Genomic DNA, 24,298 nt, shown 5'->3' on the forward strand with positions numbered 1-24,298 from the left:
CTAGCGGCGGATGCGTGCCATCTCAGGGTCCAACAGCGGCTCGGCGCGGACGGTGGCCGGCACCTTCTCGCCGAAGTACGCGATGTGCACGCCGGTGCCGGGGACCGCGAGGTCGGCGGGGAGCCAGGCGTAGGCGATGGCGCGGCCGACCGTGTGCCCGTAGCCCGCGCTCGTGACGTATCCGACCGGCGAACCGCCCTCGCGCGCCCCGTCGCCCGCGTACACCGGCTCATCGCCGAGCACGATCGCGGTGGGGTCGTCCAACGTGAGACACGCGAGCCGTCGTTCGGCGGTGGCCCCGGACGGGTGGGAGAGCGCTCTCCGTTTACGGGAGAGCGCTCTCCCCCCGATGAACCCCTCGCCGTTCCCCTCCTCGCGCCGCACCGCGAAGCCGAGCCCCGCCTCGTACGGGTCGTGCTCGGCCGTCATGTCCGTGCCCCAGGCGCGGTAGCCCTTCTCGAGGCGCAGGCTCTCGAACGCCCCGCGCCCCGCCGCGACGGCGCCGAGCCGCCGCCCCGCCTCCCACAGCGTGTCCCACAGACGCAGGCCGAGGTCGGCGGTCGTGTACAGCTCCCAGCCCGACTCACCGACATAGCTCACCCGCAGCGCGGTGACCGGGACATGGCCGATGTGGACGCGCCGCGCGGTGAAGTAGCGGAACGCCGCGTGCGAGACGTCGATGTCCGCGAGCGGCTGGACCAGGGCGACGGCCTCGGGGCCCCACACGCCGACGCAGCAGGTGCCCGCCGTGATGTCGGTGACGGCGACCGAGCCGTCCTCGGGCAGGTGGCGGCGCAGCCAGTCGAGGTCGAGCGGGCCGTTGCAGCCGATCTGCCAGTGGTCGTCGCCCAGGCGCGCGGCGGTGATGTCGGAGCGGATGCCCCCGGCGTGGTCGAGCAGCAGGGCGTAGACGACCGCGCCGACCCGGCGGTCCACGCGCCCGGTGGTCAGCCGCCGCAGGAACGCCAGCGCCCCCGGCCCCCTGACGTCGAGGCGGGTGAGCGGGGTCATGTCGAACAGCCCGACGCGCTCCCGCGTGGCCAGCGCCTCCGCGGCCACGATCGGCGACCAGTGGCGCGCGGCCCAGGGGTCGCGCGCCGGGGCGGCGCCCGGCGGAAGCGCGTCGGCGAGCGGGGCGTTGGCCTCGAACCAGTGCGGGCGCTCCCAGCCGCCCGACTCCAGGTGGTACGCGCCGAGTTCGAGGTGGCGCGGGTGAAAAGGGCTGGTGCGCAGCGGCCGGGGCCGCTCCATCGGCTGGAGCGGGTGGATGACGTCGTAGACCTCGACGAAGTTCCGCGCGCCGCGCTCGGCGATGTAACGCGGGGAGAGCTGGACGTCGTGGAAGCGGTTCACATCGCACGCGTGGACGTCGGTGGAGGGCCGCCCGTCGACGAGCCACTCGGCGACGGCGCGGGCGACACCGGCCGAGTGCGTCACCCACACCGCCTCGGCGAGCCACAGCCCCGGCACGTCCGCGACCTCGCCGATCAGCGGCATGCCGTCGGGTGTGAACGAGAAGACCCCGTCGAAGCCGTGCTCGACGGCCGAGTCGGCCAACGCCGGTACCAGCAGGGCCGCGTCCCGCCAGGAGGGCGCGAACTCATCGGCGCTGAAGGGCAGTTCGGAGGCCGTCAGGTCGAACGGGTCGACGGGCATGGGCCGGTGGGCATAGCTGCCGATGCCGAGGCGGTCGCCGTGCTGCCGCACATACAGGTCGCGGTCCTGGTGGCGCAGGATCGGCAGGCGGGCGGTCCGGTCGAGCCCCGGCAGCGGCGCGGTCCTGGCGTACTGGTGGGCGAGCGGCTGGAGCGGCACGGTGACCCCGGCCATCGCGCCGATCACCGGGCCCCAGAAGCCCGCGGCCGAGACGACGACATCGGCGGCGAACGAGCCGCGGTCGGTGACCACGCCGGTGACGCCGCCGGGCCCGCGTTCCACGGCGGTGACGGTGTGGTGGCCATGGAACGCCGCACCCCGGCGGAGAGCGCTCTCCGCCTGCTTCCGGCAGGCCAGGGCCGCGTCGGCGAGTCCGTCGTCGGGAGTGTGGAGGCCGCCGAGCAGGAGAGCGCGATCCAACGGCGGCCACAGCTCGGCGCACCGCCGCGCGGTGACGGGCTCGGCCGCGACGCCCCACGAGGCGGCGAGCCCGGCCCTGCGGTACAGGTCGGCCGCGCGTTCCTCGGTGGTGGCGACCTCGAGGCCGCCGACGGACGCGAAGCAGCCGAGGGAGCGGTACTTGTCGATCGTGTAGCGGGCGAACATCGACAACACACGGGCGGGGCTGGTCGCGAAGACCAGGCCGGGCGCGTGGTAGCTGGACCCCGGCCCGGCGAACAGCGGCCCCCGGTCGAGCACGGTGACGTCCCGCACCCCGCGGGCGGTCAACTCGTCGGCCAGCGCGCACCCGACGATGCCCGCCCCGATGACGACGACCCGCGGTCCCGTCTCTGCCGCCATGCCCGCTCCTCTCACCGTGCGTTGCGCATGGCGCAGTGCGTTGCGCCTTGCGAAACAGGGTGGGATCGGGCGGGGTCACTGTCAAGAGAGGAATGTTGACGCACCGTAAAAGCCTGGAAACGAACGGGATCCCGGCCCGGGAGTCAGCCGCCGAAGCCCATGCGCCGGGACAGCTCGTCGCCCGCCGCGGTGCAGCTCTCGGCCAGCTCGGACAGCCGCTCCTCGCCCATCCGGTACACGGGTCCCGAGACGCCGATCGCCCCGATCACCGTCCCGTCGAAGCGGCGAACCGGGGCCGCGACCGCGCTCAGCCCCTCCTCCAACTCCTCGCGCGTGACGGCGAATCCGGCGGCGACGACCTGGGCGATCTCCGCGCGGAGCGCGGCCGGTGCGGTCACGGTGCGGCGGGTGAAACGCTCCCGCTCGCCGGTCATGAGGCCGTCCCTGACGTTCGCGGGCAGCGCGGCGAGCAGCACCTTTCCGCTGGCGGTGGCGTGCAACGGGGTGCGGCGGCCGAGCCAGTTGTAGGCCGAGACCTCGGCCCTGCCGCGCGCCTGCATGATGTTGACCGCGGCGTCGCCGTCGAGCACGGCCACGTTGGCGGTCTCGCCCGTCTCCTCGGCCAGCAGGCGGCACACGGGAGCGCTCTCCTGCGAGATGTCGAGGCGCATGGCGGCGGCTCCGGCGAGGCGCAGGATCCCGACGCCGAGGAAGTACTTGCCGCGCTCCTTCTCCTGATCCACCAGGCCGCGGCTCTCCAGGACCCCGATCAGCCGGGACGCGGTCGACTTGTGCACCCCCAACTCGTCGGCGATCTCGGTCACTCCGGACGCGCCGCTGCGGGCGAGCACCTCGAGCAGGGCCACCGCGCGCTCCACCGACTGCACGGATCCGGCCGACCCGCGCCGGTCGTCCGCTCCGTCTGCCATCGTCCGTTCCCCCCGCCCCTGCGGCCTTCCCTGGACGCCATCGTATGCGGCGCCCGGCATCGGACCCCTGACGCACGTTCGGTCGGGCGTTCGGTCGCGCATCGCGTCACCCGTCGCGTCGTGGCCCCGGCGGGTCCTGTCCATGTCGCGCCACTCGGGGCGCAGCGCCGTCAACGTGGTGGTGAGGAAGTAGGCCACGCCGCCGATCAGGAGGGCCGGGGCGACGCCGCAGCCGGTGCCCGATCGCCGCCGCCGTCAGGCTGCCCACCACCGCGGTGATGCCGCCCGCGCTCGCCAACAGGCCGATCGCGGCGGGCCGTTGCCGGACTCCCGCGCCCACACGGGCAGCAGCACGGTGCTGAGGGCGGCGTCGAGGAGGTTGGTGATGCCGATCACCACGACCACCGCCAACAGCGGCCGGTCGCACCGGAGAAACGCCAGCCCCTCCCCGAACCGCGCCCAGTGGCCCGGCCTTTGCTTCTCCCGCCCGGCACCGCGCCCATCCCGGCGGGCAGCGTCACGGCGACGATGAGCCAACCCAGCGCGAATGAGGCGGCGTTGACCGTCAGCCCCGCCAAAGGGCCGAGCCACGCGACGAGTCCACCGCCCGCCGCGGGGCCGATCGTTGCGGCGAGGCGTTCGACGACCCCGGAGAGGCCGGTGGCCCGTTCGAGCGGGACGCCGCACCGTTCCGCCGCCTCGGGGACCATGACCGCCCTGGCCAGGTCGCCAGGCCCTCGCGTCGCGGCCCACCCCCGCGACCAGGACGGCGAGCAGCCCGACCAGCGACCCGAACCCGGCGCGGGGCGCCGCCGAGGGCGCGGGCCCGGGCGCACCCCCGGGGTCGGGGTCGGCGAACCCGGTGAGCGGCGCGGTGGCCTCGCTCATCTCCCCTCTCCTGACCCCGGCGGCTCCTCCAGGTCGGGCAGGATGTGCGACACGATCGAGACGCGTTGCGCGCCCTCGGGCGCCGTCGCCCGCTCCTCGCGGGTGTCGCGCCGGTACGCGCCGATGACCGCGCGCAGCTCGTCGGTCAACCGCCGCGCCTCCTCGGGGGTGAGGCGCGGGAACATGTCGCCGATGCTGAAGACGTCACGCCACTCCTGGGGCATGGTCTCCAGCTCGTCGAGCGCCTGGCTCGTCGAGCGCCTGCTGCCCGCGCAACGCGTAGGACGTGGCGACCGACCGCAGACAGGTCAGGGCGGCCTCGGGCTCCTCGTCGGCCAGGCGTCGGCTGTCGAACCTGGTCATCCGGTGCACCGAACGCCACCAGCGGTCACGGGCGTTGCCCCGTTCGGTGTCCTCCTCGACAAAGCCCGCCGCGGGGTGGGCGAGCGCGCGCAGCCCGCGCGCGTCGAGGACGACGACGTCGGCGCCGCGCGCCGGGTCGGACGCCCGCGACGCCGAGGACGCCCGCAGCGCTGAGGACTCTCGTGACACCGGGGATTCTCGGGGCTCTCGGGGCTCTGTCATGCCGTGAGGCCGGATTGCCAAGATTCCTTTGCAAAGATCTTCCGCAAAGGAATTCTGCACAATAAACCGGAGGAATAGCCGCCGAGCCGAGCCGTTATACTCCCCGTGACGTCTAGCGGGGAGGAGGGTCGGTCATGGTGACGCGACGAACTCCCCTGCCCGGCGTCGGCACCCAGTACGACATCGCCACGCGGGGTGGACAGCACATCTCGGTCGTGGCACACGAAGACGGACGGCGGTTCATCGGGTTCTACGACCCCGAGGACCCCGACTCCTGCCAGGGGACCGTCCCCCTGGATGCGGAGGAAGCCGCCCGGCTGGCCTCGATCATCGGTCCTGAGCGCGCCGAAAGCGTGCTGCCCGACGGAGAGTTCGGGCTCGACCTGGTCACCGAGCGGATTCCCATCGAGCCCGACTCCCCGTACCGGGGGCGGCCCATGGGCGACACCAAGGCCCGCACCCGCACCGGGGCCTCGATCGTCGCCGTGCTGCGCCGCACGGGGGCACACCCGTCCCCCGCGCCCGACTTTCGGCTTGAGGCAGGTGACACGTTGCTGGTCGTCGGCACCCGGGAGGGCGTCGACGATCTGGCCGACATCATCGCGGGCTCGTGAGGCACACCCGGCGAAGATCACGACCCGCACCTTGCAGCCGCCGGTGCGGCGCGGCTAACGGAAAGGTGCGGTGATCGTGCACGACACCACGACCATGCTGATCGAACTCGGGGCCGTGGTCCTCGGCCTCGGAATCGTCGGACGGCTGGCCGGGCGACTCGGGCTCTCCCCCATCCCTCTCTACCTCCTCGTCGGCCTGGCCTTCGGCCACGGCGGCCTTGTGCCCCTGTCCACGAGTGAGGGCTTCATCGAGGTCGGCGCCGAGATCGGCGTCATCCTCCTGCTGGTGATGCTCGGCCTGGAATACACCGCCAACGAGCTGGTGGACAGCCTGCGCACACAGTATCCCTCCGGGGTGGTCGACCTCCTCCTCAACGCGACACCCGGCGCCATCGCCGCGCTCCTCCTCGGCTGGGGTCCGGTCGGCGCGCTGGCGCTCGCGGGCGTCACCTACATCTCGTCGTCCGGCGTCATCGCCAAGGTCCTCACCGAGCTGAACCGCCTGGGCAACCGCGAGACCCCCGTCATCCTCGGCATCCTGGTCATCGAGGACCTGACCATGGCCATCTATCTGCCGATCCTGTCAACGGTGTTGGCGGGCGTCGGCCTGGCGAGCGGCAGCGTCACGCTGGCCATCGCGCTGGGCACGGCGGGCGTCGCGCTGTTCGTGGCGCTGCGCCACGGGCGTTTCATCAGCAAGGCCGTCTCGTCGGACAACCCGGAGATGCTGCTCCTGGTCGTGCTCGGCCTGACCCTGCTGGTCGCGGGCGTCGCGCAGCGGCTCCAGGTGTCGGCGGCGGTGGGCGCGTTCCTCGTTGGGATCGCGCTCTCCGGGGAGGTCGCGCACACGACGCGCAGGCTGCTCACGCCGCTGCGCGACCTGTTCGCTGCGGTGTTCTTCGTCTTCTTCGGGCTCTCGACCGACCCGACCGACATCCCTCCGGTGCTCGTCCCGGCGCTGCTGCTGGCCCTGGTCACCGCGGGCACCAAGATCGCGACGGGCTGGTACGCGGCCCGGCGCGCGGGCATCGGACCACGCGGCAGGTTCCGCGCGGGCGGCGCGCTGGTGGCGCGCGGGGAGTTCTCGATCGTCATCGCGGGCCTCGCATCGGCGACCGAGCCACGTATCGCGCCCGTGGCCACGGCGTATGTGCTGATCCTGGTCATCCTGGGCCCGTTCGCCACGCGGTGGACCGAGCCGGTCGCCCGGCGGCTGCGGGAACGGCGCAAGAGCGCGGAGCACGCGTCCGAGGTGGTACCCGACATCCGGACCGCGGGCACCGGCGTCTGAGGCATCTCGGTCCCGGGCACCTCGCCCCCATGGACGTTGGAGAGCGCTCCCCCAACCGCTGGGGAGAGCGCTCTCCCACCGGTGCCGGAGAGCGCTCTCCTCTGGCTGGCGGAGAGCGCTCTCCCTCACCTCGCCTCCGGCCCCTTCCGAGCGGCCACCACCCATGAGGGAGTTCCGGTCCACTCGTCCGAAAGGATGAGGCATCATCTTTTCTCATGGGATGGGTCGCCGGTCTTGACAGTTCGTCCGTATACACCCGCATTGTCGTCTGCGACGCGGACACCGGGGAGGTGGTCAGGCACGGGCACGCGGAGCACCCCAGCGGTGAGGCGACCCCGGAGTCATGGCTGCTGTCGCTCGGTGAGGCGGCGGACGGCGGGCTGCTCGAGGACGTCACGGCCATCGGTGTGGCCGCGCAGCAGAACGGCGTGGTCGCCCTCGGCCCCGAGGGCAACCCCGTCCGCCCGGCACTGACCGGCGGCGACGACCGGACGCAGTCGGCGGCGCTCGGCCTGGTGGACGCGCTGGGCGGCAAGGCGGCGTGGGCCGAGGCGGTCGGCTCGGTACCGCAACCGAGCCAGCCCGTCTCCCAACTCCGTTGGCTGGCCCGCGAGGAGCCCGAGGCCGCGCGGCGCGCCACGGCCGTTCTCCAGGCGCAGGACTGGCTGGTGTGGCAGCTGCTCGGGCGCCCGCGCCGCTGGACGACGGACCGGGGCGGCGCGTCGACCACCGGGTACTGGTCGGCGGTGTCGGAGTCGTGGCGTCACGAGCTGGCCGAGCTGGCCATCGGGCACCCGGTCGCGCTGCCCGACGTGCTCGGCCCCGCGGAGGCGGCGGGCCGCACCCCCGAGGGCCTGCTGATCTCGGCGGGCACGGGCGAGACGATGGCGGCGGCGTTCGGGCTCGGCGTCGGCATGGGCGACGCGGTGGTGTCGCTCGGCGCCTCGGGCTCGGTGTGCGCGGTGCACGACGACGCGCTGACCGACCCCGGCGGCGCGATCACGAGCTACGCCGACGCGACGGGGCTGCACCTCCCCGTGGTGCGGACGTTGAACGCCACCCGCGTGCTGCGGGGCACCGCCGAGCTGCTCGGGCGCGACCTGCCCGGCCTGTCCGAGCTGGCGCTCGCCTCGACGCCCGGCGCGCACGGGCTGGTGTTCCTGCCGTATCTCGCGGGCGAACGCACCCCCGAACTTCCGCACACCGCAGGGACGTTGGCGGGGCTGCGGCGGGAGAGCATGAAGCCGGAGCACCTGGCGAGGGCGGCGTTCGAGGGCATGCTGTGCGGGCTGGCCGACGCCGCGGAGGTGCTGCGCGAGCGCGGGGTGCGGATCGACCGCGTCTTCCTGCTGGGCGCGGCGGCCGAGCTGCCCGCGGTCAAGACGCTGGCCCCGGCGATCCTCGGCGCCCAGGTGGTGATCCCGGCCCCCGCCGACTACACGGCGCTCGGCGCGGCCCGGCAGGCGGCGTGGTCGCAGGGCGTCGCGGACGGCAAGCTCACCGAGGAGGCGCCGCCCGAGTGGCCCTCGGCGCCCGGCGAGACGCTGGACGTCGGCGACGACGCGGCGGTCGGCACGGCGGTGCGCCAGCAGTACACGGCGGTGCGCGACGAGACGCACCCGAACGCTTTCGGCTGAGGCGGCCGTTGCCCGCGCCGGGGGTGGCCGCCCGCGTCACCTCAGGTGCGACACCGCCAGCTCGATGAGGTGGCGCTTGGTGACCCGGCCGCCGTACCGCCCGTCGATCAGGCCCGCGACGCACGCGAGCAGCCCGTCGCGCGTGGCCCCCGGCAGGGCGCGGTGGCCCGAGTAGGTGCGCAGCAGATCCAGGTAGTCGGCCGTGGTGTAGGTGAGGTCGTGCTCGTAGCGGCGGAAGACCGTCGGGCCGAACCGACCGCCGCGCGCGACCTCGTCCGCGTGGTCCGAGCCGTGGATGTCGGCGGCCGCGGGGGGCCTGAGCCCCGGCGGGGTGTCGGGGTCGAAGCGCTCGTAACAGCGCTGGACCTCGACGAAGAACTCCTCGGTGCCGCCCCTGACATGCTGGGTGCGCACCACGGAGAGCGCTCCCCCGGGCCGCAGCGCGTCGGCGGCCTTGGCCACCCGCACCGCCGGGTCGATCCAGTGGAACGCCGTCGCCGAGACGAGCGCGTCGAACGGCTCGTCCGGCAGCGGCCAGCTCTCGAAGTCGGCGGTCACCACCTCGGCCGTGATCCCGTCCCCGGCCCCGCTCCCCGCTCCGCCCCTGGCCCTGTTCCCGGCGTCGTTCCCGGCGTCGGCCAGGTTGCGGCGGGCGACCGCGGCCATGCGCGGGCCCGCCTCGACGGCCGTGATCAGGCAGCCGCGCACGGCCAGCGGCACCGTCGCCTGGCCGGTCCCGCAGCCCACCTCGAGGACGCGGCTGCCGGGACGGGTCCCCGCGAGGTCCGCGAGGTCGTCGTACATCTCCGGCGGATATCCGGGCCTGGCGCGGTCGTACAGCTCGGCGTCCTCGTCGAACGTCCGGCTCAGGCTCACCCGCCTGAGCTCATCGGGCAGGTCGTCGCGTCGGGCGTGCGCGGTGTTGTCGGGCATGGGGAGCAGGCTATGCCGCCCGCCGTTCAGGCGTGCTCGGCCCAGCGGGCCGCCAGGTGGGTGCGGCTCGTGGTGCCGGTCTTCGTCAGGGCCCGGGTGAGGTGCTTCTTCACGGTGCCGACGCCGATGAACATCCGTCGCGCGATCTGCTGGTTGCTCAGTCCCTGGGCGACGAGACCGGCGACCTCGCGCTCGCGCGGGGTCAGGCCGAGACCGCGGCACGCGGCCGCCGCGGCGCGGTCGCGGGCGAGCAACACCGTTGCCAACGGGGCGAGTTGACGAGCGAGCGCGCGCATCACCGCGATGTCGCGTGCGCCGACCGTCCCCCAGGCCCTGGCGGCCTGGGAGGTACCCCCACCCCAAGCCCCGGCGGCCTGGGAGGTGCCCCCACCCCAAGCCCCGGTGCCACGGACCACGACGCCGACGTAGAACGTGCCCTCGGCGCCCGCGTCGATCACGATGCCGACCTTGTCGTGGATGCCGTTGGGGCGCAGGAAACGTTCCACGAACTCCCGTTGCTCCGGCACCCGTTCGGGACGCAGGTCGCGCAGCGTCACCACGCCGCGCTCGGCGAGCAGCCGGTGGGCCTCCGCCGTCATGAAAGGGTCGGAGGTGATCCAGCGGCGGGCGTACGCGTCGAGAAAGTCCTGTGAGTAGCCGGACTTGATGCCCCGGCCGCCGAGCAGCGCGTCGCCGATCGTGGGCCCGTGCAGCACCGAGATCGTCGAGTACCCGAACCACTCCTCGAGCGCCCGCAGCAGCCGTTCGCGGAAGGCGGGCAGGTCGGCGGCGCGGTCCACGGCCTCGTGGACGCCGAAGAGGCGGCGGTAGTCCTCGGCGGGGAGCGGCTCGTCGTCCGGCAGCCGCCTGGGGCCGCCGGGGTGGGAGACGACGGCGTGTGCCGCGGCCATGGGGCGGGTTTCCGTGGTCACCCTCCTCATACAAGCGGGGGCGACCGGCGCGGGCAAGGGACTTCCACCTTCGGCCCATGTCGGGGCGGTGCGCGGCGCGGCATCGTCGTCCCCACAGATCGGTGGCACAGCAGAGGAGCCCGTCATGTCATCCCCATCCGATTCCGCGACGCGCGGCTGGCTGATCACCGGCGCCAACAGCGGCTTCGGCGCGGCGTTCACCCGGGCCGCGCTTGCCGCGGGCGACGCGGTGGTGGCCGCTGTGCGCCGCCCCGGGACGATGGCGGAGCTGGCCGCCGCGCACCCGGACCGGCTGACCGTCGTCGCGCTCGACGTGGCGGACGCGGAGGCGTGTCAACGGGCCGTGCACGCGGCCGAATCGGCGCTCGGGCGGATCGATGTCCTGGTGAACAACGCGGGGTTCGGCACGGTCGGCGCGTTGGAGGAGACGACGGAGGACGAACTCCGTCACGCCATGGAGGTGATGTTCTTCGGGCCGATGCGGCTGACGCGGCTCGCGCTGCCGGGGATGCGGCGGCGGCGCGGCGGCGCGATCGTCCAACTCACCAGCATGGGCGGCCTGCTGGCGTTCGCGGGGGTGGGCACGTACGCCGCGGCCAAGGGCGCGCTCGAGCAGGCGAGCGAGGCGTTGGCCGCCGAGGTGGGGCCGCTGGGCATCCGGGTGCTGATCGTCGAACCCGGCGCGTTCCGCACGGAGTTCAACGGCGCGATCGCCACCGCGGCACCGCTGCCCGACTACGCGGCGACGGTGCGCGTGATCCGCGACAACCTCGCCGCGGCCGACGGCAGGCAGCCCGGCGACCCGGCGAAGGCGGCCCGGGCCCTGCTGGCCACGCTCGCCCTGCCGGATCCGCCCCTGCGCCTGCCGCTCGGCGACGACGCGGTGACGGCGATCCGCGCGAAGCTGGCACGCGTGGAGGGCGACATCACCGCGACCGCCCACCTGGGCACGGGCCCGGCGATCAACTTCCCCTGAGCCGCACGCGCGACCGCGCCGCGACCCGTCAACCGCCCGGGGGGCGTGGCGCGTTCAGTCCAGGTAGCCGCGCAGCTGTTCCGCGTAGGCGTGGTCGCGGAGCTTGCCGAGCGTCTTGTGCTCGATCTGCCGGATGCGTTCCCTCGTCACGCCGAACAGGCGGCCTATCTCCTCAAGCGTGCGGGGGCGGCCGTCGAGCAGGCCGTAACGCAGCTCCACCACCCGGCGCTCGCGGTCGCCCAGCGTGGACAGGACCGCCTCCAACTGCTCGCGCAGCAGCATGAACGCGGCCGACTCGGCGGGCGAGAGGACGTCCGCGTCCTCGATGAGGTCGCCGAGGTTGACGTCGTCCTCGTCGCCGATCGGGGCCTGGAGCGAGACCGGGTCCTGGGCCAGCCGCAGGATCTCGCTGACCCGGGCCGGGGTGAGGCCGAGCAGCACCGCCACCTCCTCCGACGTCGGCTCGTAGCCCTGCTCCTGGAGGACGCGCCGCTGGACGCGGATGACGCGGTTGATCAGCTCGACGACATGAACGGGCACGCGAATGGTGCGGGCCTGGTCGGCGATGGCCCGCGACATGGCCTGCCTGATCCACCAGGTCGCATAGGTAGAGAACTTGAATCCGCGCGTGTAATCGAACTTCTCGACCGCGCGGATCAGGCCCAGGTTCCCCTCCTGGACCAGGTCGAGCATCGTCAGCCCCCGCCCGATGTACCGCTTGGCGACCGAGACGACCAGGCGCAGGTTGGCCTCGATCAGCTGCCGTTTGGCCCGGCGGCCGCGCACCACCAGCCGGTCGAGGTCCAGGGCGAGTCGCTCGTCCACCGTGCCGTCGACCGCCAGCGTGAGCAGCCGTTCCTCGGCGAAGAGGCCCGCCTCGATCCGCCGGGCCAGTTCCACCTCGTCGGACGCGGTGAGCAGCGGAATGCGGCCGATCTCGCGCAGATACTGGCGGAAGAGGTCGCCGGTCGCGCCGTTTCCCTCGGCCCGCAGGGTCACTTCCGGTCGCGGTGCGGTGGCCGTGTCGGTCGCGGGGAGGGTCGAAGTCTGCACGGAGCGGCCTCCAGAGGGATCGCGGCAGGCGGAGCGGAGGGAGAGCGGAGGGAGCGGCACCGCCCCCAGTGTGGGGTACGGCACACTCCGGCCACGAGATGCGTGCGTGCACTTTTTGCCGGGAGTGGCTACCGAGCGGCGACGGCCAACTACCCGCCGCTGCCCGCCGGTCGACCGCCGCGCCCGGGCCGATCAGGCGCCGATCAAGCACCGATCAGGCACCGACGAGGAGCCGATCAGGCGTAGAGCGCCTCGGCGCCGCGCTCCTTGAGGGCCGTGCGGTACTGCTCGAGGGCCCACAGCTCCTGGCGGACCTCGGCCGCCGTGGTGTTACCGCTCTGGGCCTCGGCGCGGCGCGCCGTTGACTCGAGGTCGCGCATGCGGCGTTCGACGGCGGCCACCCTGACCTGCACCAGGCACCGCTCGGCGTGCACGTCCACCTCGGCCTGGCGACGGCGCGGCAGGGTCAGCGGCTCGACGGCCAGCTCGGTGACCAGGGAGCGCACCGCGTCGTCGGGCGCGGCCTCGCGCACCCGGTCGAGGAACGCGTCGTCGGCCGCCGCGACGCCGCCCGCCTCGCCGATGACGCGCCGGACGACGGCGTAGGGGGCGGCGGTGAACTCGTCCTCGCCGTAGGCGTCGAAGACCGGCGCGACCAGCGCGGGGAACTGGAGGGCGATCTTGAGCAGCTCGCGCTCGGCCAGATAGGCGGGGGTGCGGAGGTTCAGCGGGGGGCCGACGGGCGAGGGGGGCGCGGCGACGGGGGCGGGCGCGTTACCCCTGCGCTCCCCCTGGCCGCGCGGCGCGCCCGGTCCACCGGCGCCCTGGCCCTGGGCGCGCGCCCTCCCCCAGCGCGCGATCTGGCCGATGCGCCGCACCACGAAGCCCTCGTCGGGGATGCCGACGAGCCCGGCGAGCCGGACGGCGTACTCGTGCTGGATGGCCTGGTCCTTGATCTGGGCGACGATCGGCGCCGCGAACTCCAGGGCGGCGGAACGGCCCTCCGCGGTGTCCAGATTGTGCTGGTCGACGATCGATCTGATGGCGAACTCGAACAGCGGCGATGCCGATTCGACCAGCTTGTGCACGGCTTCGTCGCCATCGGCGATCCGCAGCTCGCACGGGTCCATGCCGCCGGGCGAGACGGCGATCGACGTGCGGGCCGCGAACTTCTGGTCGTCCTCGAACGCCCGCAGCGCGGCCTTCTGCCCGGCCGCGTCGCCGTCGAAGGTGAAGACGACCTCTCCGGCGCGGTGCGAGCTGGAGTTGTCCATCAGGACGCGGCGCAGGATCTTGACGTGCTCGGCGCCGAACGCGGTGCCGCACGTCGCGATCGCCGTGGTGACCCCGGCCAGGTGGCAGGCCATGACGTCGGTGTACCCCTCGACGACGACCGCGCGGTTGGTCTTGGCGATGTCGCGCTTGGCCGCGTCGATGCCGTAGAGCACCTGGGACTTGCGGTAGATGGGCGTCTCGGGGGTGTTCAGGTACTTGGGGCCGGTGTCGTCGTCGCGGAGCTTGCGGGCGCCGAAGCCCACGACCTCGCCCGTGATGTCCCTGATGGGCCAGATCAGCCGCCCCCTGAACCGGTCGATCGGCCCCCGCTTGCCGTCCTGGGCGATGCCAGATGCCAGCAACTCCAGATCGGTGAAGCCGCGTCCGCGCAGGAAGCGCACCAGGTGGTCCCAGCCCGCGGGGGCGTAGCCCACGCCGAAGCGCTCGGCCGCCGCCTGGTCGAACGAGCGCTCGTCGAGGAAGCGCCTGCCGATCTCGGCCTCGGGCGAGGTGGCCAGCTGCTCGGCGTAGAAGCGGGCGGCGACCTTGTGCGCCTCGATGAGCCGCGTGCGCTCGCCCTGCTGGCGCCCCGGGCTGTACCCGCCCTGCTCGTACCGCAGGGTGACCCCGGCCTGCGCGGCCAGCCGCTCGACGGCCTCGGAGAACGACAGGTGCTCGATCTTCATCACGAAGCCGAGGGTGTCCCCGCCCTCCTGGCAGCCGAAGCAGTGGTAGAGGCCCTTGCTCGGACTGACGTGGAACGACGGCGACTTCTCGTCGTGGAACGGGCACAGTCCCTTGAGATTCCCGCCGCCCGCGGGGCGGAGCTGAAGGTACTCGGAGACCACGGTGTCGATCGGGACCGCGTCCCTGACCGACTTCACGTCCTCGTCGTTGATCCTGCCCGCCACGCCAGAAGTCTACGGCGCCCCTCGGACACCCGGGGCCCGGACGGTCGCCCTGGGCACGGGACGCCCGCGCGGGGGCACGGGAAGGGCGCGCGGGGCGGGACGGCCGCGGGGGCGGGACGGCCGCAGGGCTCACGCCGCGAGTCGGGCCTCGATCCCGTCGAGGATGATGTCGAGGCCGCGCCTGAACCCCCCGTCGGCGTCGCCGTCCGTCATGTCGGCCTCGCGGGCGAGCGCCGGGTAGCGGTCGGCGTGCGCGAGGACATGGCGGCGCACCTGACGGCGCAGCTCCGCCTCATGTTCGGGATCGGTCACGGTCGAACGCCAGACGTTCTCGGCGGCGACAAATCCATGCACGTAGGCGAAGAGGGTGTTCACGGCGGCGTTGAGTTCGAGCGGGGGCAGCCCGGCCCTGGCGAGGGTCGCGTAGAAGCGGTCGGAACGGGCAAGCGACGCGGGCCCGATGAGGGGCCGGGTGCCGATCAGCGTGGTGATCCAGACGTGGCGGTGCATCACCTGGCGGCTCTGCTCGATCCGCCGGGTCAACGCGGCGCGCCAGTCGACGTCGTCCTCGTCCTCGAGCGCGATCTCGCCCATCACCGCGTCGAGCGCGAGGTCGAGCACGTCCTCGCGGGTCTCGACGTAGGAGTAGAGCGACATCGTGCCCGCGCGCAGCCGGGCGGCCAGACGGCGCATGGAGAAACCCTCCACGCCCTCGCTGTCGAGCAGCTCCACCGCGGCCTCGACGATCCGCTCGCGCGTCAGCCGTGGCCTGCGCCCGCCCCCGTCGTCCCGGAACCAGAGGCTCGGTTGTCCACGCCGCCTCGTCACCCACGCCCACCCTTCGTACGCCGTACGGAAACACCCTCACATGAGTCCCCGGAATCCGCGTCCTGGCTGCGTGATTACGCGATGCTCGCCCTGCGCGTCAACCGGGCGGTGACGGGGGAAGGCGGCGGAACGCTGTTGATCCACCGGGGCCCCGCGGCGTGGGCGGCGGAGGTGGCGGGCGAGGAGCCGCGCCCGGCGGGCCGGTTGGCCGACGATGCCGGACGAGGACGTGCGCTGCGCGGTGGTGCCCGAGGCGCGCTTCCTCGCGACCGGGCACCACGAGGGCGGGGGCCGGTCGACGCTGTTCGTCAACGGCGGGCTGCCGTTCGACCTCGCCGACCCGCTCTCCGTCGTCGCCCACGAGGGCCACCCCGGGCACATCGCCGAGTCGCTGCTCAAGGAGCACCACCCGGACTGCGGGAGGCGTTTCCCGCTCAGCCCGCCGTTCGTGCTCAGCGCGGGGATGGGGCCGCGCGCGCGGGAGGTGGTCCTCCCCGGGGACGAGGCGCGGGAGTGGCTGGAACGCCACGTGCTCGGCCCGTTCGGCATCGCACCCGACGGCGCGGACCTGCCCGCGATCCACGGCGCGCGCAACGCGCTCCCGGGCGCGTGGCTGGACGCGGGGGCGCCCGAGGAACGGAACGCGCGGGTGCGGCGGCTGCTCATCGAGCCGCCGCTGCCCGCCGACCTCGCGGTCGACGGGTTCGGCGGGTCAGGAGGTCGGGTCGGGTGCGGGATCGGGCGGGGGCGCGGGGCCGCGCCGGGGCGGGGGTCAGCCCGCGTAGCGCAGCATCCAGTCGGTCTCGGGGTTCCGGCCGAACGACGGGTCGGCGGGCGGGCTCACCGGGCTCTCCTCGACCAGGTCGCCGGGGTCGACGCGGGGCGGCAGCTGCCCGAACCTGGCCACCCGCGCGGCGGCCGCCTCGTCGGGGGTGTCCGGCGCGTCGGCGGTACGCGTCGTGTCCATGGTGTCACCTGCCGTTCCTGAAGTGGGGACTCGAACGGCCCCCTCGCCGCCAGGGTACTCCCGCGCGCGAACCCGGCCCTGCGCCCCGGAACCGGGGCCCTGGAGCCGGGGGTCAGGAGCCGGGGGTCAGGGCAGCGCGGGCGGCTCGCCAGGGGCCGCCTGCTGGCGCTGCCGCTCGGCCCACTGCCGGGTCTCCTCGGCGCGGATCGCCTCGACCGCCGCGAGCAGCTCGGCCCGCGCCGCCTCGTCGCGCTCGGCCTCGGGCAGCAGCTGGTAGCGGTCGAGCGCGCGGCGCAGCGCGTCCCACGCCTGCCCGGCCACCGCCCAGCGCGGGCCCGGGCCGAAGACCTGGCGGAAGCCCGTGCAGAACAGCGTCACCCCGGCGATCGTCGCGGTCAGCCAGGGCTCGGCCCTGAGCCCCGCGGCGATGACCGTGCCCGAGGCGGCCGCCAGAGCGCCCAGCTCGACGAGCCGGTGGAGGCGGCGGTTGTTGTCGCGGACCCGCTCGTAGAACGCGAGGTCGCGCCGGGCCAGGGCCAGCAGGGGGTCGGGGGCGCCGGTCCAGGAGTCGGGAGAGCGCTCACCGGCCGCGCCCCGCGCGTCACCCGCCATGGCCGGAGGCCTTCGCGACGGGCGGTTCGGCGAGGGAGCGTTCGGCGGGTGACCGTTCCGCGGGGGGCCGTTCGGTGAGAGTGAGAGGCCGCGCCATCACGTGGTGTGGGCCCACGCCCTCGATCATGAACTCCTCGCCCACGACGGCGAATCCGTGCCGCACATAGAAGCCGACGGCCTCGACGCGGCCGTTGCACCAAAGCAACTCCGCCCCGCGCAGGGCCGCTTCGGCCTCCGCCGCGCCCAGCAGCGCCGCGCCGAAGCCGCGTCCGCGCACGGCGGGCGCCGAGGCCATGCCCCTGATGCGGTGGGCGGCCCTCGGATCGCCGGGCAGCGGCTCGGGGAACAGGCTGACGTACGCCAGCACTTCGGCACCCTCGCCGTCGAACGCGGCCAGGTGGTAGGCGTCGTCCCGCGCGTCCTCGGCGAACTCGGCGGCGTCACGCGGGTGTCCGGGGCGGAGCACCCGCCAGCGCAGCTCGAGGACCGCCTCGCGCGGAACGACCTCGGTGCGGATGGTCATGCCCGCACCCTACGCGCGCTCGTCCGGGTGAAGGCCGCTGGGGATGGCGTGGGGGGCGTCCCTGTGGACTACGGTCATGATCATGCGCTGGAAGACGTACGGCGAACGGCAGGTGTACACCAACCCTTGGCTGAACTTGTGCTTGATCGATGTCGAGCTCCCCGACGGACAGCGGTTCGACCACCATGTGGTCCGCCTCAGACACCTCGCGGTGGCCGTCGTGCTGAACGAGCACCGTGAGGTGCTGATGATGTGGCGCCACCGGTTCATCACGGACGCGTGGGCGTGGGAGCTGCCCATGGGTCTGGTCGAGGAGGGCGAGACCCCGGCCGCGACGGCGGCGCGCGAGGTCGAGGAGGAGACCGGCTGGCGCCCCGGGCCGATGCGGCCACTGATCTACGCCGAGCCCGCCAACGGCATCACCGACGCCCAGCACCATGTCTTCCGCGCGGACACCGCGACACACATCGGCCCGCCGACCGAGCTGAACGAGTCCGACCGCATCGAGTGGATCCCCGTCGACCGGATCAGGGGCATGATCGACCGCCGCGAGATCATCAGCGGCGGCTCACTGGTCGGGCTGCTGTATCTGCTGGTCGAGGGGGTGGGCCGTGGGTGAATCGAGCCAATTCATATCCATCTTCGCTTATATAAGTCGATGCTGATAGCCTGCCGCCGTGCACGCGTTCGACGTACTCGGTGACCCCGTCAGGCGACGCATCCTCGAGGTGCTCGCCGAAGGGGAACGACCCGCCGGGGACGTCGTGGGCGTCGTCCGGGCGGAGTTCGGGATATCGCAGCCCGCCGTCTCGCAGCACCTCAAGGTGCTGCGCGAGTCCGGGTTCACCACGGTGCGGGCCGAGGGGACGCGGCGGCTGTATGCCGTCGCCCCCGAGCGCTTCGCGGAGGTGGACCGGTGGCTCGACCGCTTCGGTCGGTTCTGGGAGCAACGACTGGACGCGCTCGGCACGGAGTTGGCCCGCGGGAAGCGCCGGGCGAGAACGGGCGAGGAGGGCTCGGATGAGTGAGCTGTTGGACCGCATCAACGCCGTGCGGCGGAAGGTCACCACGACGGCGATCGACGGCCGCGAGGGCAAGGCGGTGATCCTGCGGCGGAGTTACGACTCCCCCGCCGCCGACGTGTGGAACGCCTGCACCACCCCCGAGCGCCTCGCCCGCTGGCTGGCGCCGGTCAGCGGCGAGCTACGGCTGGGCGGCGCCTACCGGTTGGAGGGGAACGCCCGCGGCGAGGTGCTGGCGTGCGAGGAGCCGACGCTGCTGCGGGTGAGCTGGATCTACGGCGAGGAGGTCCCCGACACCCCCGCGTCCGAGGTCACGCTGCGGCTGACCCCGGAGGGCGAAGGCGGCACGCTCCTGGAGCTCGAGCATGTCGCCGTCGTCGACCCGGAGTTCTGGGACCGTTACGGGCCCGGGGCCGTCGGGGTGGGCTGGGACCTGGCCCTGCTCGGGCTCGCCGCCCACCTCGACGGGACGGAGGCGAAGGAGGAGAGGGAGTTCGTCCTCGGCAGCGCCGAGCGCTGGCGCGGGGCGCACGAGGCGTCGGGCGCGGACGCCGCCGAGGCGAAGCGCTCGGCGGACAACACCGCGGCCTTCTACGCCCCCGATCCAGAGGAGAGTTGACCGGCGCGGGGCCCGAGTCGGCCGGGCCCCGGGCCGGTTGGGGCCTCGGCCGATTGGGACCCCGGGCCGGTTGAGGTCTGGTCGGCCGGGCCCCGGCTCGCTCGGTCCCGGATCAGTCGCCGGAGACCAGGGAGTCGAGCGGGGTCCCCGGGTCGGCCAGCGCCTCGGGGTCCACGGGCCGCCCCGCGCGGACGAGCCGCTGGATCGGCTCGACCACGTCCCACACGTTCATGTTGAGCCCGGCCAGCACGCGGCCCTCACGCAGCCAGAACGCGATGAACGCGCGCTTGGCCAGGTCCCCGCGGAACACCACCCGGTCATACGTCCCCGGCGGCGCCCAGCCCGAGTACTCCAGGCCCGCGTCGTACTGGTCGGAGAAGAAGTACGGCACCCGGTCGTAGACGACCTCGTGGCCCAGCATCGAACGGGCCGCCGCGGGACCGGAGTTGAGGGCGTTGGCCCAGTGCTCCACGCGCAGCCTGCCGCCCTCGCCGCCGGGCTGCGCCACGGCAGCCACGTCCCCGGCGGCGAAGATCGCCGGGTCGCTGGTGCGCAGCGCGGCGTCCACGGCGATGCCGCCGCCCTCGGAGAGCGCGATCCCGGCGCCCTCGGCCAGCGCGGTGCGCGGCCCGGCGCCGATCGCGGCGAGCACGGCCCGCGCGGGCAGCCGACGGCCGTCCTCGGTGGTGACACCCGCGACCACCCCGTCGCGCCCGGTGATCTCCGCAAGCCGGGTCCCGAAGTGGAACGTCACCCCGTGGAATCGGTGCAACTCACTGAACACCGCCCCCACTTCAGGCCCCAGCACGCCGTGCAGCGGGGTGGGCCCAGGCTCGACCACGATCACCTCGGCGCCCAACGTCCGTGCGGCGGCGGCCACTTCGAGGCCGATCCAGCCCGCCCCCGCGATCACGAGCGGCTCCCCCGCCCCCGCCGTGCCGGTGAGCACGCCCCGCAGGTGGTCGGAGTGGGCGAGGCGGCGCAGATGGTGGACGTTCGCCAGCTGCGTTCCTGGGATGCCGAGTCGGTGCGGCTCGGCGCCCGTGGCCAACAGCAGCGCGTCGTACGGCAGCCGCGTTCCGTCGCCGAGTCTGACCTCCTGCGCCGCCCGGTCGATCGCGACGGCGGGCTGGCCCAGGTGCAGCTCGATGCGGTGGTGGGCGTACCAGGCCGGAGGGTGCACGAAAACGCTCTCCCTGACGGCCCGGCCTGTCAGATAGTCCTTGGAGAGCGGGGGACGCTCGTAGGGCTGTTCGTGCTCGTCGCCGATGAGGATCACCCGGCCAGGGAAGCCCTCCTCCCGCAACGTCTGGGCCGCCTTGGCCCCGGCCAGTCCACCGCCGATGATGACGAACGTCCGGTGTGTGCCGTCCACGCAGTGCCTCCCGATCTGGTGCGCCAATCCCAAGGAGCCTGCCCCACCAGCGGCTTGGCCGGAAGGGGGCACGTCGTCGCGGTACGCGCCGCGCCATCGCGCGACGCGCCAGGTCACGGCCGAGTGAGCCGGGCGTGCAGGGAGCGCGCGGACGCGTCGGTGAGCGCCGCGAGTTGGTCGACGACGACGCGCAGCCGCTCGGCGTCGTCCGCCGCGGCGGCGAACAGCGTGCGGTACTGCGCGTCGAGCCCCTCGGGCGCGCGGAGGGTGAGGGCCTCGGCCAGCTCCCCGAGCACGGCGCGTTGCCGCGTCCGGATCGCCTCCTGGTCGGGGCGTTGCATCACATGGACGTCGGCGACCGCCTTGAGCACGTCGCACTCCAGCCGGGTCGCCTCGGGAACGGCCAGGTCGGCGGCGTAACGGCGCAGCGGGCCCGGGCCGTACCTGGCGCGCGTGGCGCGTTCGGCGGCCAGGCAGAACCGCCCGATGAGCTGACTCGTCGCGTCCTTGAGCCGGGCCTGCGCGAGCGCGCCGCCGTCATAGCTCGTCGGCCACCACTCCTGGGCCATCAGCCGGTCGAGGGCCGCCGCGAGCGCGGCGTGCTCGGTGCCGGGGGGCGCGTACCGCTTGGCGGCGACGGTGAACACCTCGTCGCGCTCGGCGGTCGCGCGCAGCAGCCCGGGGGTGAGGTGCCCGGCGCGCAGCCCGTCCTCCAAGTCGTGCACGGAGTAGGCGACGTCGTCGGCCCAGTCCATGATCTGTGCCTCGAAGCAACGGCGTTCGGCGGGGGCACCGGCGCGCAGCCAGGCGAAGACGGGCAGGTCGTCCTCGTACACGCCGTACTTGCGGCGGCTCGTGCCGCGCGGCCAGGGGTACTTGGTGGCGGCGTCGAGGGTGGCGCGGGTGAGGTTGAGGCCGACCGAACGCGCCTCCGCGCCCGCGAAGCGCTTGGGCTCGAGCCGGGTGAGCAGGCGCAGCGACTGCGCGTTGGCCTCGAACCCGCCGCAGCCGTCGGCGACCCGGTCGAGAACGCGCTCTCCGTTGTGCCCGAACGGCGGATGCCCGAGGTCGTGCGCGAGGCACGCGGCCTCGACGATGTCGGGGTCGGACCCGAACGCGGCCCCGAGGTCGCGCCCGACCTGGGCGCACTCGAGGGAGTGGGTGAGCCGGGTGCGCGGCGCGGCGTCGGGGTCGGGGTCGTCGGGCGTGACGACCTGGGTCTTCCCCGCGAGGCGGCGCAGCGCGGCCGAGTGCTGGACCCGCGCCCGGTCCCGCTGGAACGCGGTGCGCCCAGGCCGCTTGTCGGCCTCCGGATCCCACCGCTCGGCGGCGGCCTCGTCATACCCTGCGACGTGCATACGAACGAAGGTAGCCGCCCCCGGCCCGACCCGCCGCCCGCGGGGGCGGGCCGGGGCGGTTGGAGAGCGCTCCACGAGAGGGAGAGCGCTCTCCAGAGCTATCCGGCGGGAGAACGTTGCCCAGCGGAGCGTTGCCCGGGGAGAGGGCTGCCCCGGGGAGAGCGCTCTCCAACGGGAGTCCACCGGGAGAGTGCTCTCCAGCGGGAGAGCGTCCAGGGGAGAGCGCTCTCCCACTTGCTCGGCCCGCAGGGCAGTGGCTCAGCCCGCCCTGCGGGCGACGAGCTGGAGGCGTTCGACGGTGTGGCCGTCGAGGGTGCCGACCGTGTCCCGGCGTTCGGCCTCGATCGCGAAGCCGTGGTCGGTCACCAGGGCGCGCAGGTGGTCGGGGTCGTGGTGGCGGAAGACGCCGCCGTCGGGGATCTCGAACACCCCCCATGCGCCGTGCCGCTCCGCCTGTTCCCGGTAACGGTCCAGGTTGCGCGGGTCGTTCTGGAGCGGGACGTCGCTGAGGTACAGGACCCCGCCGGGGCGGACGAGGCGGGCCAGCTCGGCGACGACGGCCCGTTGCGCGGCGTCGTCGGGGACGCAGGTCAGCACCGCGAACAGCAGCGCCGCCCCGAACGCGCCGTCCGCGTGCGGCAGCGGCAGCGCCGGGCAGTGCTCAAGGCTCAGCCCGGGGTGCTCGGCCCGCCCGCGCCGCACGAGCGCGGCCGAGGTGTCCACGCCGTGCGCGTCCGGGTGGCCGAGCGCGACCAGCTCGGCGGTCAGCCGCCCGTAGCCGCACCCGAAGTCGAGCACGCGCGCGCCGCGCGGCACATGGGCCGCGAGCAGGTCGCGGTCGAGGGGGTGGGTGAACGTCTTGGCGGCCCCGGTGGTCTCCCAGTAGCCGGGCGCGTCGAGCGACTTGGTCATGCGGGGACCGTACCCGCGCCGCCCCGGCGTTCAGTCGTGCTGCGCCAGCCAGGCCGCGGCCTCGGCCCGCACCTCCGGGTCCTCGATCGCGTCCACCACCCAGCGGAGGTCCCCGACGGCCCGCTCCGTCTCCTGGAGCGGCGTGAGCGTTCCGGGGGCGCCCCGGCCTGGCGTGATGGGCTCCCCCGGCACGTGGTAGCGGTCCTCGCCGCTGTCCAGCCTGTGGCGTCTCAGCCGCGCGGCGGCGCGGGCCTGGGGGCGGGAGAGCGGCAGGGCGTCCAGGAGGCGGCGGGCCGAGCCGTCGGGGGTCAGCTCGGGGGGCAGCCCTTCGAGCGGTGGCCGGTAGCGGCACGCGATGGCGGCGAGCCTGACCCGCCGGGCCGCCGCCTCGCATCGGCTGATCCCCCCGAGGGCGGGCGCCTGCGCGAGGAGGACGGCGGCGAAGGCGAGTTGTTCGGCGCTCTCCGCGCGGGGCAGCCCCCGCAGCGGGCCGACCTCCGTCTCGACCAGCCCGAGAACGGCGTTCCACCACTGGGGTGGGATCCCGTCGGGAAAGCGCTCACCGAGCCAGCGCGCCCGCGCCTCGGCGTCCACGGCCCGCCGTAGCCGGTCGTGGTCCGATCTCACCCCTGGAGAGCGCTCTCCCCCCTCGTTGATCACCACACCCCCCGATGCACCGAAGATTGCACCAACCACCGTACGGGCAACGGCAGTCGGGGTAAGGGTTCGCCGCGGATCAGGCCGTCTTCGCCAGGGCGGGGTGGGTGAACGCGGTGTCGCGCGCCTGGTCGTAACGATGCAGGAGCAGCCGCGCCAGGGCCGGGTGCGGCGCGAGGGGCGCGGCGACCGGCCCCGGGGCCGCCTCCGCGCAGCGGGTGCTGAACAGCCCCGGAGCCACGAAGCAGGACGCCATCGCGATGCTCCGGTGGCCCTCGGCGTGCAGGCGTTCCACCGCCTCGGCGACCGTGGGGCTGGCCGCCGACGCGTAGGCCGGGAGGACCCGGGCGCCGCCGAGGCGGGCGGAGAGCATCTGGGCGGTGTAGCCGGTGCCCGCCGCCGACTCGGGGTCGAGGGAGCCCGCCGCGGCCAGGATCACCGCGTCGCCGCGCCGGTGGCCCGCCTCGAGCAGGCGGCTGTGCAGGGCCTCGGCCAGCAGCGGGTGGGGGCCGAGGCATGCGGCGGTGGTCACGTTCAGGCGGGAGTTGGCGCCCGCGACGATCGCGGGTATGTCGTGTTTGACGTGGTACCCCCTGCTGAACAGCAGCGGCACGAGCACCGCCTCGCCGCGCAGGCGGGCCAGCGTGTCGGCAAGGAGCGGCTTGTCGATCTCCAGGTGGCCGAGCTCGACGCGCAGCCCCGGGCGCAGCGCGCGGACCAGCCGGACCAACGCCTCGACGGCCCGGTGGGCCCGGGGGTCGGGTGAGCCGTGGGCCACGGCGACCAGGGTGGGCGGGATGCTACGGGCGTTGCGCATAACCGCCAGCCTGAGCCCCGGGCGTTGCGGCGGTGTTGCGCGAGTGTCACCACTGGCCGCCCCCGTCCTCACCGCGCGCGCCGCACCGGGTTGAGGTCGCCGCCCCTGCCGGGTAACGCGGGAGGCG

Annotated in this window: 22 protein-coding genes and 2 pseudogenes; 8 read left to right on the forward strand and 16 right to left on the reverse strand. The window is 74.0% G+C overall.

Annotated features, from left to right (window positions below):
* The 4 genes and pseudogenes from D7318_RS06810 to D7318_RS06825 all read right to left on the reverse strand — a co-directional run bounded on the left by D7318_RS06810 (position 1) and on the right by D7318_RS06825 (position 4,805).
* A complete protein-coding gene (locus D7318_RS06810) occupies positions 1-2,457 on the reverse strand; it encodes a GcvT family protein (protein WP_120695948.1) in 2,457 nt (818 codons plus the stop codon).
* Positions 2,458-2,600: 143 nt separating this feature from the next.
* Entirely contained in the window at positions 2,601-3,386 is a 786-nt protein-coding gene (locus D7318_RS06815) for an IclR family transcriptional regulator (protein WP_120696100.1), read from the reverse strand.
* Between the two features lie 220 nt (positions 3,387-3,606).
* A pseudogene (locus D7318_RS34890) lies at positions 3,607-4,132 on the reverse strand (MFS transporter); the annotation flags it as partial.
* 138 nt (positions 4,133-4,270) lie between these two features.
* Positions 4,271-4,805 (reverse strand): annotated as a pseudogene (locus tag D7318_RS06825) (ArsR family transcriptional regulator).
* Between the two features lie 188 nt (positions 4,806-4,993).
* On the opposite strand from D7318_RS06825, the gene D7318_RS06830 reads away from it, so the two are divergent.
* The 3 genes from D7318_RS06830 to D7318_RS06840 all read left to right on the forward strand — a co-directional run bounded on the left by D7318_RS06830 (position 4,994) and on the right by D7318_RS06840 (position 8,401).
* On the forward strand, positions 4,994-5,473 hold the full coding sequence (locus D7318_RS06830; protein ID WP_120695950.1) for a cation:proton antiporter regulatory subunit: 480 nt from the start codon (positions 4,994-4,996) through the stop codon (positions 5,471-5,473).
* Positions 5,474-5,549: 76 nt separating this feature from the next.
* Positions 5,550-6,764 (forward strand): cation:proton antiporter, encoded by a 1,215-nt coding sequence (locus tag D7318_RS06835; RefSeq protein WP_120696101.1) that lies wholly within the window; start codon positions 5,550-5,552, stop codon positions 6,762-6,764.
* 215 nt (positions 6,765-6,979) lie between these two features.
* Positions 6,980-8,401 carry an FGGY family carbohydrate kinase gene (locus tag D7318_RS06840; protein WP_120695951.1) on the forward strand — a complete coding sequence of 474 codons (1,422 nt, stop codon included), beginning with the start codon at positions 6,980-6,982 and terminating at the stop codon, positions 8,399-8,401.
* Between the two features lie 36 nt (positions 8,402-8,437).
* Here the strand turns inward: D7318_RS06840 and D7318_RS06845 are convergent, their stop codons facing one another.
* A complete protein-coding gene (locus D7318_RS06845) occupies positions 8,438-9,334 on the reverse strand; it encodes a class I SAM-dependent methyltransferase (RefSeq protein WP_120695952.1) in 897 nt (298 codons plus the stop codon).
* A 26-nt stretch (positions 9,335-9,360) separates the two neighbouring features.
* Positions 9,361-10,245 (reverse strand): helix-turn-helix transcriptional regulator, encoded by an 885-nt coding sequence (locus D7318_RS33725; RefSeq protein WP_120695953.1) that lies wholly within the window; start codon positions 10,243-10,245, stop codon positions 9,361-9,363.
* A gap of 145 nt (positions 10,246-10,390) precedes the next feature.
* Here D7318_RS33725 and D7318_RS06855 point away from each other — a divergent pair, with 145 nt between their 5' ends.
* Positions 10,391-11,242, forward strand: a complete 852-nt coding sequence (locus tag D7318_RS06855) for an SDR family NAD(P)-dependent oxidoreductase (protein ID WP_120695954.1) — start codon at positions 10,391-10,393, stop codon at positions 11,240-11,242.
* A gap of 54 nt (positions 11,243-11,296) precedes the next feature.
* Here the strand turns inward: D7318_RS06855 and D7318_RS06860 are convergent, their stop codons facing one another.
* From D7318_RS06860 to D7318_RS06870, 3 genes are all read right to left on the reverse strand, one after another.
* Positions 11,297-12,379, reverse strand: coding sequence for an RNA polymerase sigma factor (locus D7318_RS06860; RefSeq protein WP_120695955.1), 1,083 nt, complete (start codon positions 12,377-12,379; stop codon positions 11,297-11,299).
* A 152-nt stretch (positions 12,380-12,531) separates the two neighbouring features.
* A complete protein-coding gene (gene dnaG, locus D7318_RS06865; RefSeq protein ID WP_120695956.1) occupies positions 12,532-14,481 on the reverse strand; it encodes a DNA primase in 1,950 nt (649 codons plus the stop codon).
* Between the two features lie 129 nt (positions 14,482-14,610).
* Positions 14,611-15,309: a TetR/AcrR family transcriptional regulator gene (locus D7318_RS06870; RefSeq protein WP_120695957.1), complete on the reverse strand. Its 699-nt coding sequence runs from the start codon at positions 15,307-15,309 to the stop codon at positions 14,611-14,613.
* Between the two features lie 214 nt (positions 15,310-15,523).
* On the opposite strand from D7318_RS06870, the gene D7318_RS32695 reads away from it, so the two are divergent.
* The gene (locus D7318_RS32695; protein WP_183091271.1) at positions 15,524-16,297 is read left to right on the forward strand and encodes a hypothetical protein; all 774 of its coding nucleotides are present in this window, start codon (positions 15,524-15,526) and stop codon (positions 16,295-16,297) included.
* A 105-nt stretch (positions 16,298-16,402) separates the two neighbouring features.
* On the opposite strand, the gene D7318_RS06880 is transcribed toward D7318_RS32695, so the two are convergent.
* Both D7318_RS06880 and D7318_RS06885 read right to left on the reverse strand, forming a co-directional pair.
* Positions 16,403-16,888: an SLATT domain-containing protein gene (locus D7318_RS06880; protein ID WP_120695959.1), complete on the reverse strand. Its 486-nt coding sequence runs from the start codon at positions 16,886-16,888 to the stop codon at positions 16,403-16,405.
* Positions 16,878-17,411, reverse strand: coding sequence for a GNAT family N-acetyltransferase (locus tag D7318_RS06885; RefSeq protein ID WP_120695960.1), 534 nt, complete (start codon positions 17,409-17,411; stop codon positions 16,878-16,880). Before D7318_RS06885 ends, D7318_RS06880 begins: the two co-directional genes overlap by 11 nt.
* Positions 17,412-17,493: 82 nt before the next feature.
* Between D7318_RS06885 and D7318_RS06890 the strand changes: the two genes are divergently transcribed.
* The 3 genes from D7318_RS06890 to D7318_RS06900 are packed head-to-tail and all read left to right on the forward strand — an operon-like array spanning position 17,494 to position 19,052.
* The gene (locus tag D7318_RS06890) at positions 17,494-18,030 is read left to right on the forward strand and encodes an NUDIX hydrolase (protein WP_120696102.1); all 537 of its coding nucleotides are present in this window, start codon (positions 17,494-17,496) and stop codon (positions 18,028-18,030) included.
* Between the two features lie 58 nt (positions 18,031-18,088).
* Positions 18,089-18,439, forward strand: coding sequence for an ArsR/SmtB family transcription factor (locus D7318_RS06895; RefSeq protein WP_120695961.1), 351 nt, complete (start codon positions 18,089-18,091; stop codon positions 18,437-18,439).
* Positions 18,432-19,052 (forward strand): SRPBCC family protein, encoded by a 621-nt coding sequence (locus D7318_RS06900; protein WP_120695962.1) that lies wholly within the window; start codon positions 18,432-18,434, stop codon positions 19,050-19,052. The genes D7318_RS06895 and D7318_RS06900 overlap by 8 nt, the downstream gene beginning before the upstream one ends.
* Before the next feature lie 112 nt (positions 19,053-19,164).
* Here D7318_RS06900 and D7318_RS06905 read toward each other — a convergent pair whose 3' ends face one another.
* From D7318_RS06905 to D7318_RS06925, 5 genes are all read right to left on the reverse strand, one after another.
* A complete protein-coding gene (locus D7318_RS06905; protein ID WP_120695963.1) occupies positions 19,165-20,427 on the reverse strand; it encodes an NAD(P)/FAD-dependent oxidoreductase in 1,263 nt (420 codons plus the stop codon).
* A gap of 113 nt (positions 20,428-20,540) precedes the next feature.
* Complete coding sequence (locus tag D7318_RS06910) at positions 20,541-21,785, reverse strand: deoxyguanosinetriphosphate triphosphohydrolase (RefSeq protein WP_120695964.1); 1,245 nt, start codon at positions 21,783-21,785, stop codon at positions 20,541-20,543.
* A gap of 258 nt (positions 21,786-22,043) precedes the next feature.
* On the reverse strand, positions 22,044-22,697 hold the full coding sequence (locus tag D7318_RS06915) for a class I SAM-dependent methyltransferase (RefSeq protein WP_120695965.1): 654 nt from the start codon (positions 22,695-22,697) through the stop codon (positions 22,044-22,046).
* Positions 22,698-22,727: 30 nt separating this feature from the next.
* Entirely contained in the window at positions 22,728-23,324 is a 597-nt protein-coding gene (locus D7318_RS06920) for a hypothetical protein (RefSeq protein WP_147437635.1), read from the reverse strand.
* Between the two features lie 109 nt (positions 23,325-23,433).
* Complete coding sequence (locus D7318_RS06925) at positions 23,434-24,171, reverse strand: sirohydrochlorin chelatase (RefSeq protein WP_120695967.1); 738 nt, start codon at positions 24,169-24,171, stop codon at positions 23,434-23,436.
* Positions 24,172-24,298 lie beyond the last annotated feature (127 nt).

The organism is Streptomyces radicis (genome assembly GCF_003626575.1).
Lineage (GTDB): Bacteria > Actinomycetota > Actinomycetes > Streptomycetales > Streptomycetaceae > Streptomyces > Streptomyces radicis.

What these genes read in the sequence shown, in the direction of transcription:
- D7318_RS06810 (WP_120695948.1), bottom strand. Translation starts at nt 2,457, where the DNA reads ATGGCGGCAGAGACGGGACCGCGGGTCGTCGTCATCGGGGCGGGCATC.
- D7318_RS06815 (WP_120696100.1), bottom strand. Translation starts at nt 3,386, where the DNA reads ATGGCAGACGGAGCGGACGACCGGCGCGGGTCGGCCGGATCCGTGCAG.
- D7318_RS06830 (WP_120695950.1), top strand. Translation starts at nt 4,994, where the DNA reads ATGGTGACGCGACGAACTCCCCTGCCCGGCGTCGGCACCCAGTACGAC.
- D7318_RS06840 (WP_120695951.1), top strand. Translation starts at nt 6,980, where the DNA reads ATGGGATGGGTCGCCGGTCTTGACAGTTCGTCCGTATACACCCGCATT.
- D7318_RS06845 (WP_120695952.1), bottom strand. Translation starts at nt 9,334, where the DNA reads ATGCCCGACAACACCGCGCACGCCCGACGCGACGACCTGCCCGATGAG.
- D7318_RS33725 (WP_120695953.1), bottom strand. Translation starts at nt 10,245, where the DNA reads ATGGCCGCGGCACACGCCGTCGTCTCCCACCCCGGCGGCCCCAGGCGG.
- D7318_RS06855 (WP_120695954.1), top strand. Translation starts at nt 10,391, where the DNA reads ATGTCATCCCCATCCGATTCCGCGACGCGCGGCTGGCTGATCACCGGC.
- D7318_RS32695 (WP_183091271.1), top strand. Translation starts at nt 15,524, where the DNA reads ATGCCGGACGAGGACGTGCGCTGCGCGGTGGTGCCCGAGGCGCGCTTC.
- D7318_RS06880 (WP_120695959.1), bottom strand. Translation starts at nt 16,888, where the DNA reads ATGGCGGGTGACGCGCGGGGCGCGGCCGGTGAGCGCTCTCCCGACTCC.
- D7318_RS06885 (WP_120695960.1), bottom strand. Translation starts at nt 17,411, where the DNA reads ATGACCATCCGCACCGAGGTCGTTCCGCGCGAGGCGGTCCTCGAGCTG.
- D7318_RS06890 (WP_120696102.1), top strand. Translation starts at nt 17,494, where the DNA reads ATGCGCTGGAAGACGTACGGCGAACGGCAGGTGTACACCAACCCTTGG.
- D7318_RS06900 (WP_120695962.1), top strand. Translation starts at nt 18,432, where the DNA reads ATGAGTGAGCTGTTGGACCGCATCAACGCCGTGCGGCGGAAGGTCACC.
- D7318_RS06910 (WP_120695964.1), bottom strand. Translation starts at nt 21,785, where the DNA reads ATGCACGTCGCAGGGTATGACGAGGCCGCCGCCGAGCGGTGGGATCCG.
- D7318_RS06915 (WP_120695965.1), bottom strand. Translation starts at nt 22,697, where the DNA reads ATGACCAAGTCGCTCGACGCGCCCGGCTACTGGGAGACCACCGGGGCC.
- D7318_RS06925 (WP_120695967.1), bottom strand. Translation starts at nt 24,171, where the DNA reads ATGCGCAACGCCCGTAGCATCCCGCCCACCCTGGTCGCCGTGGCCCAC.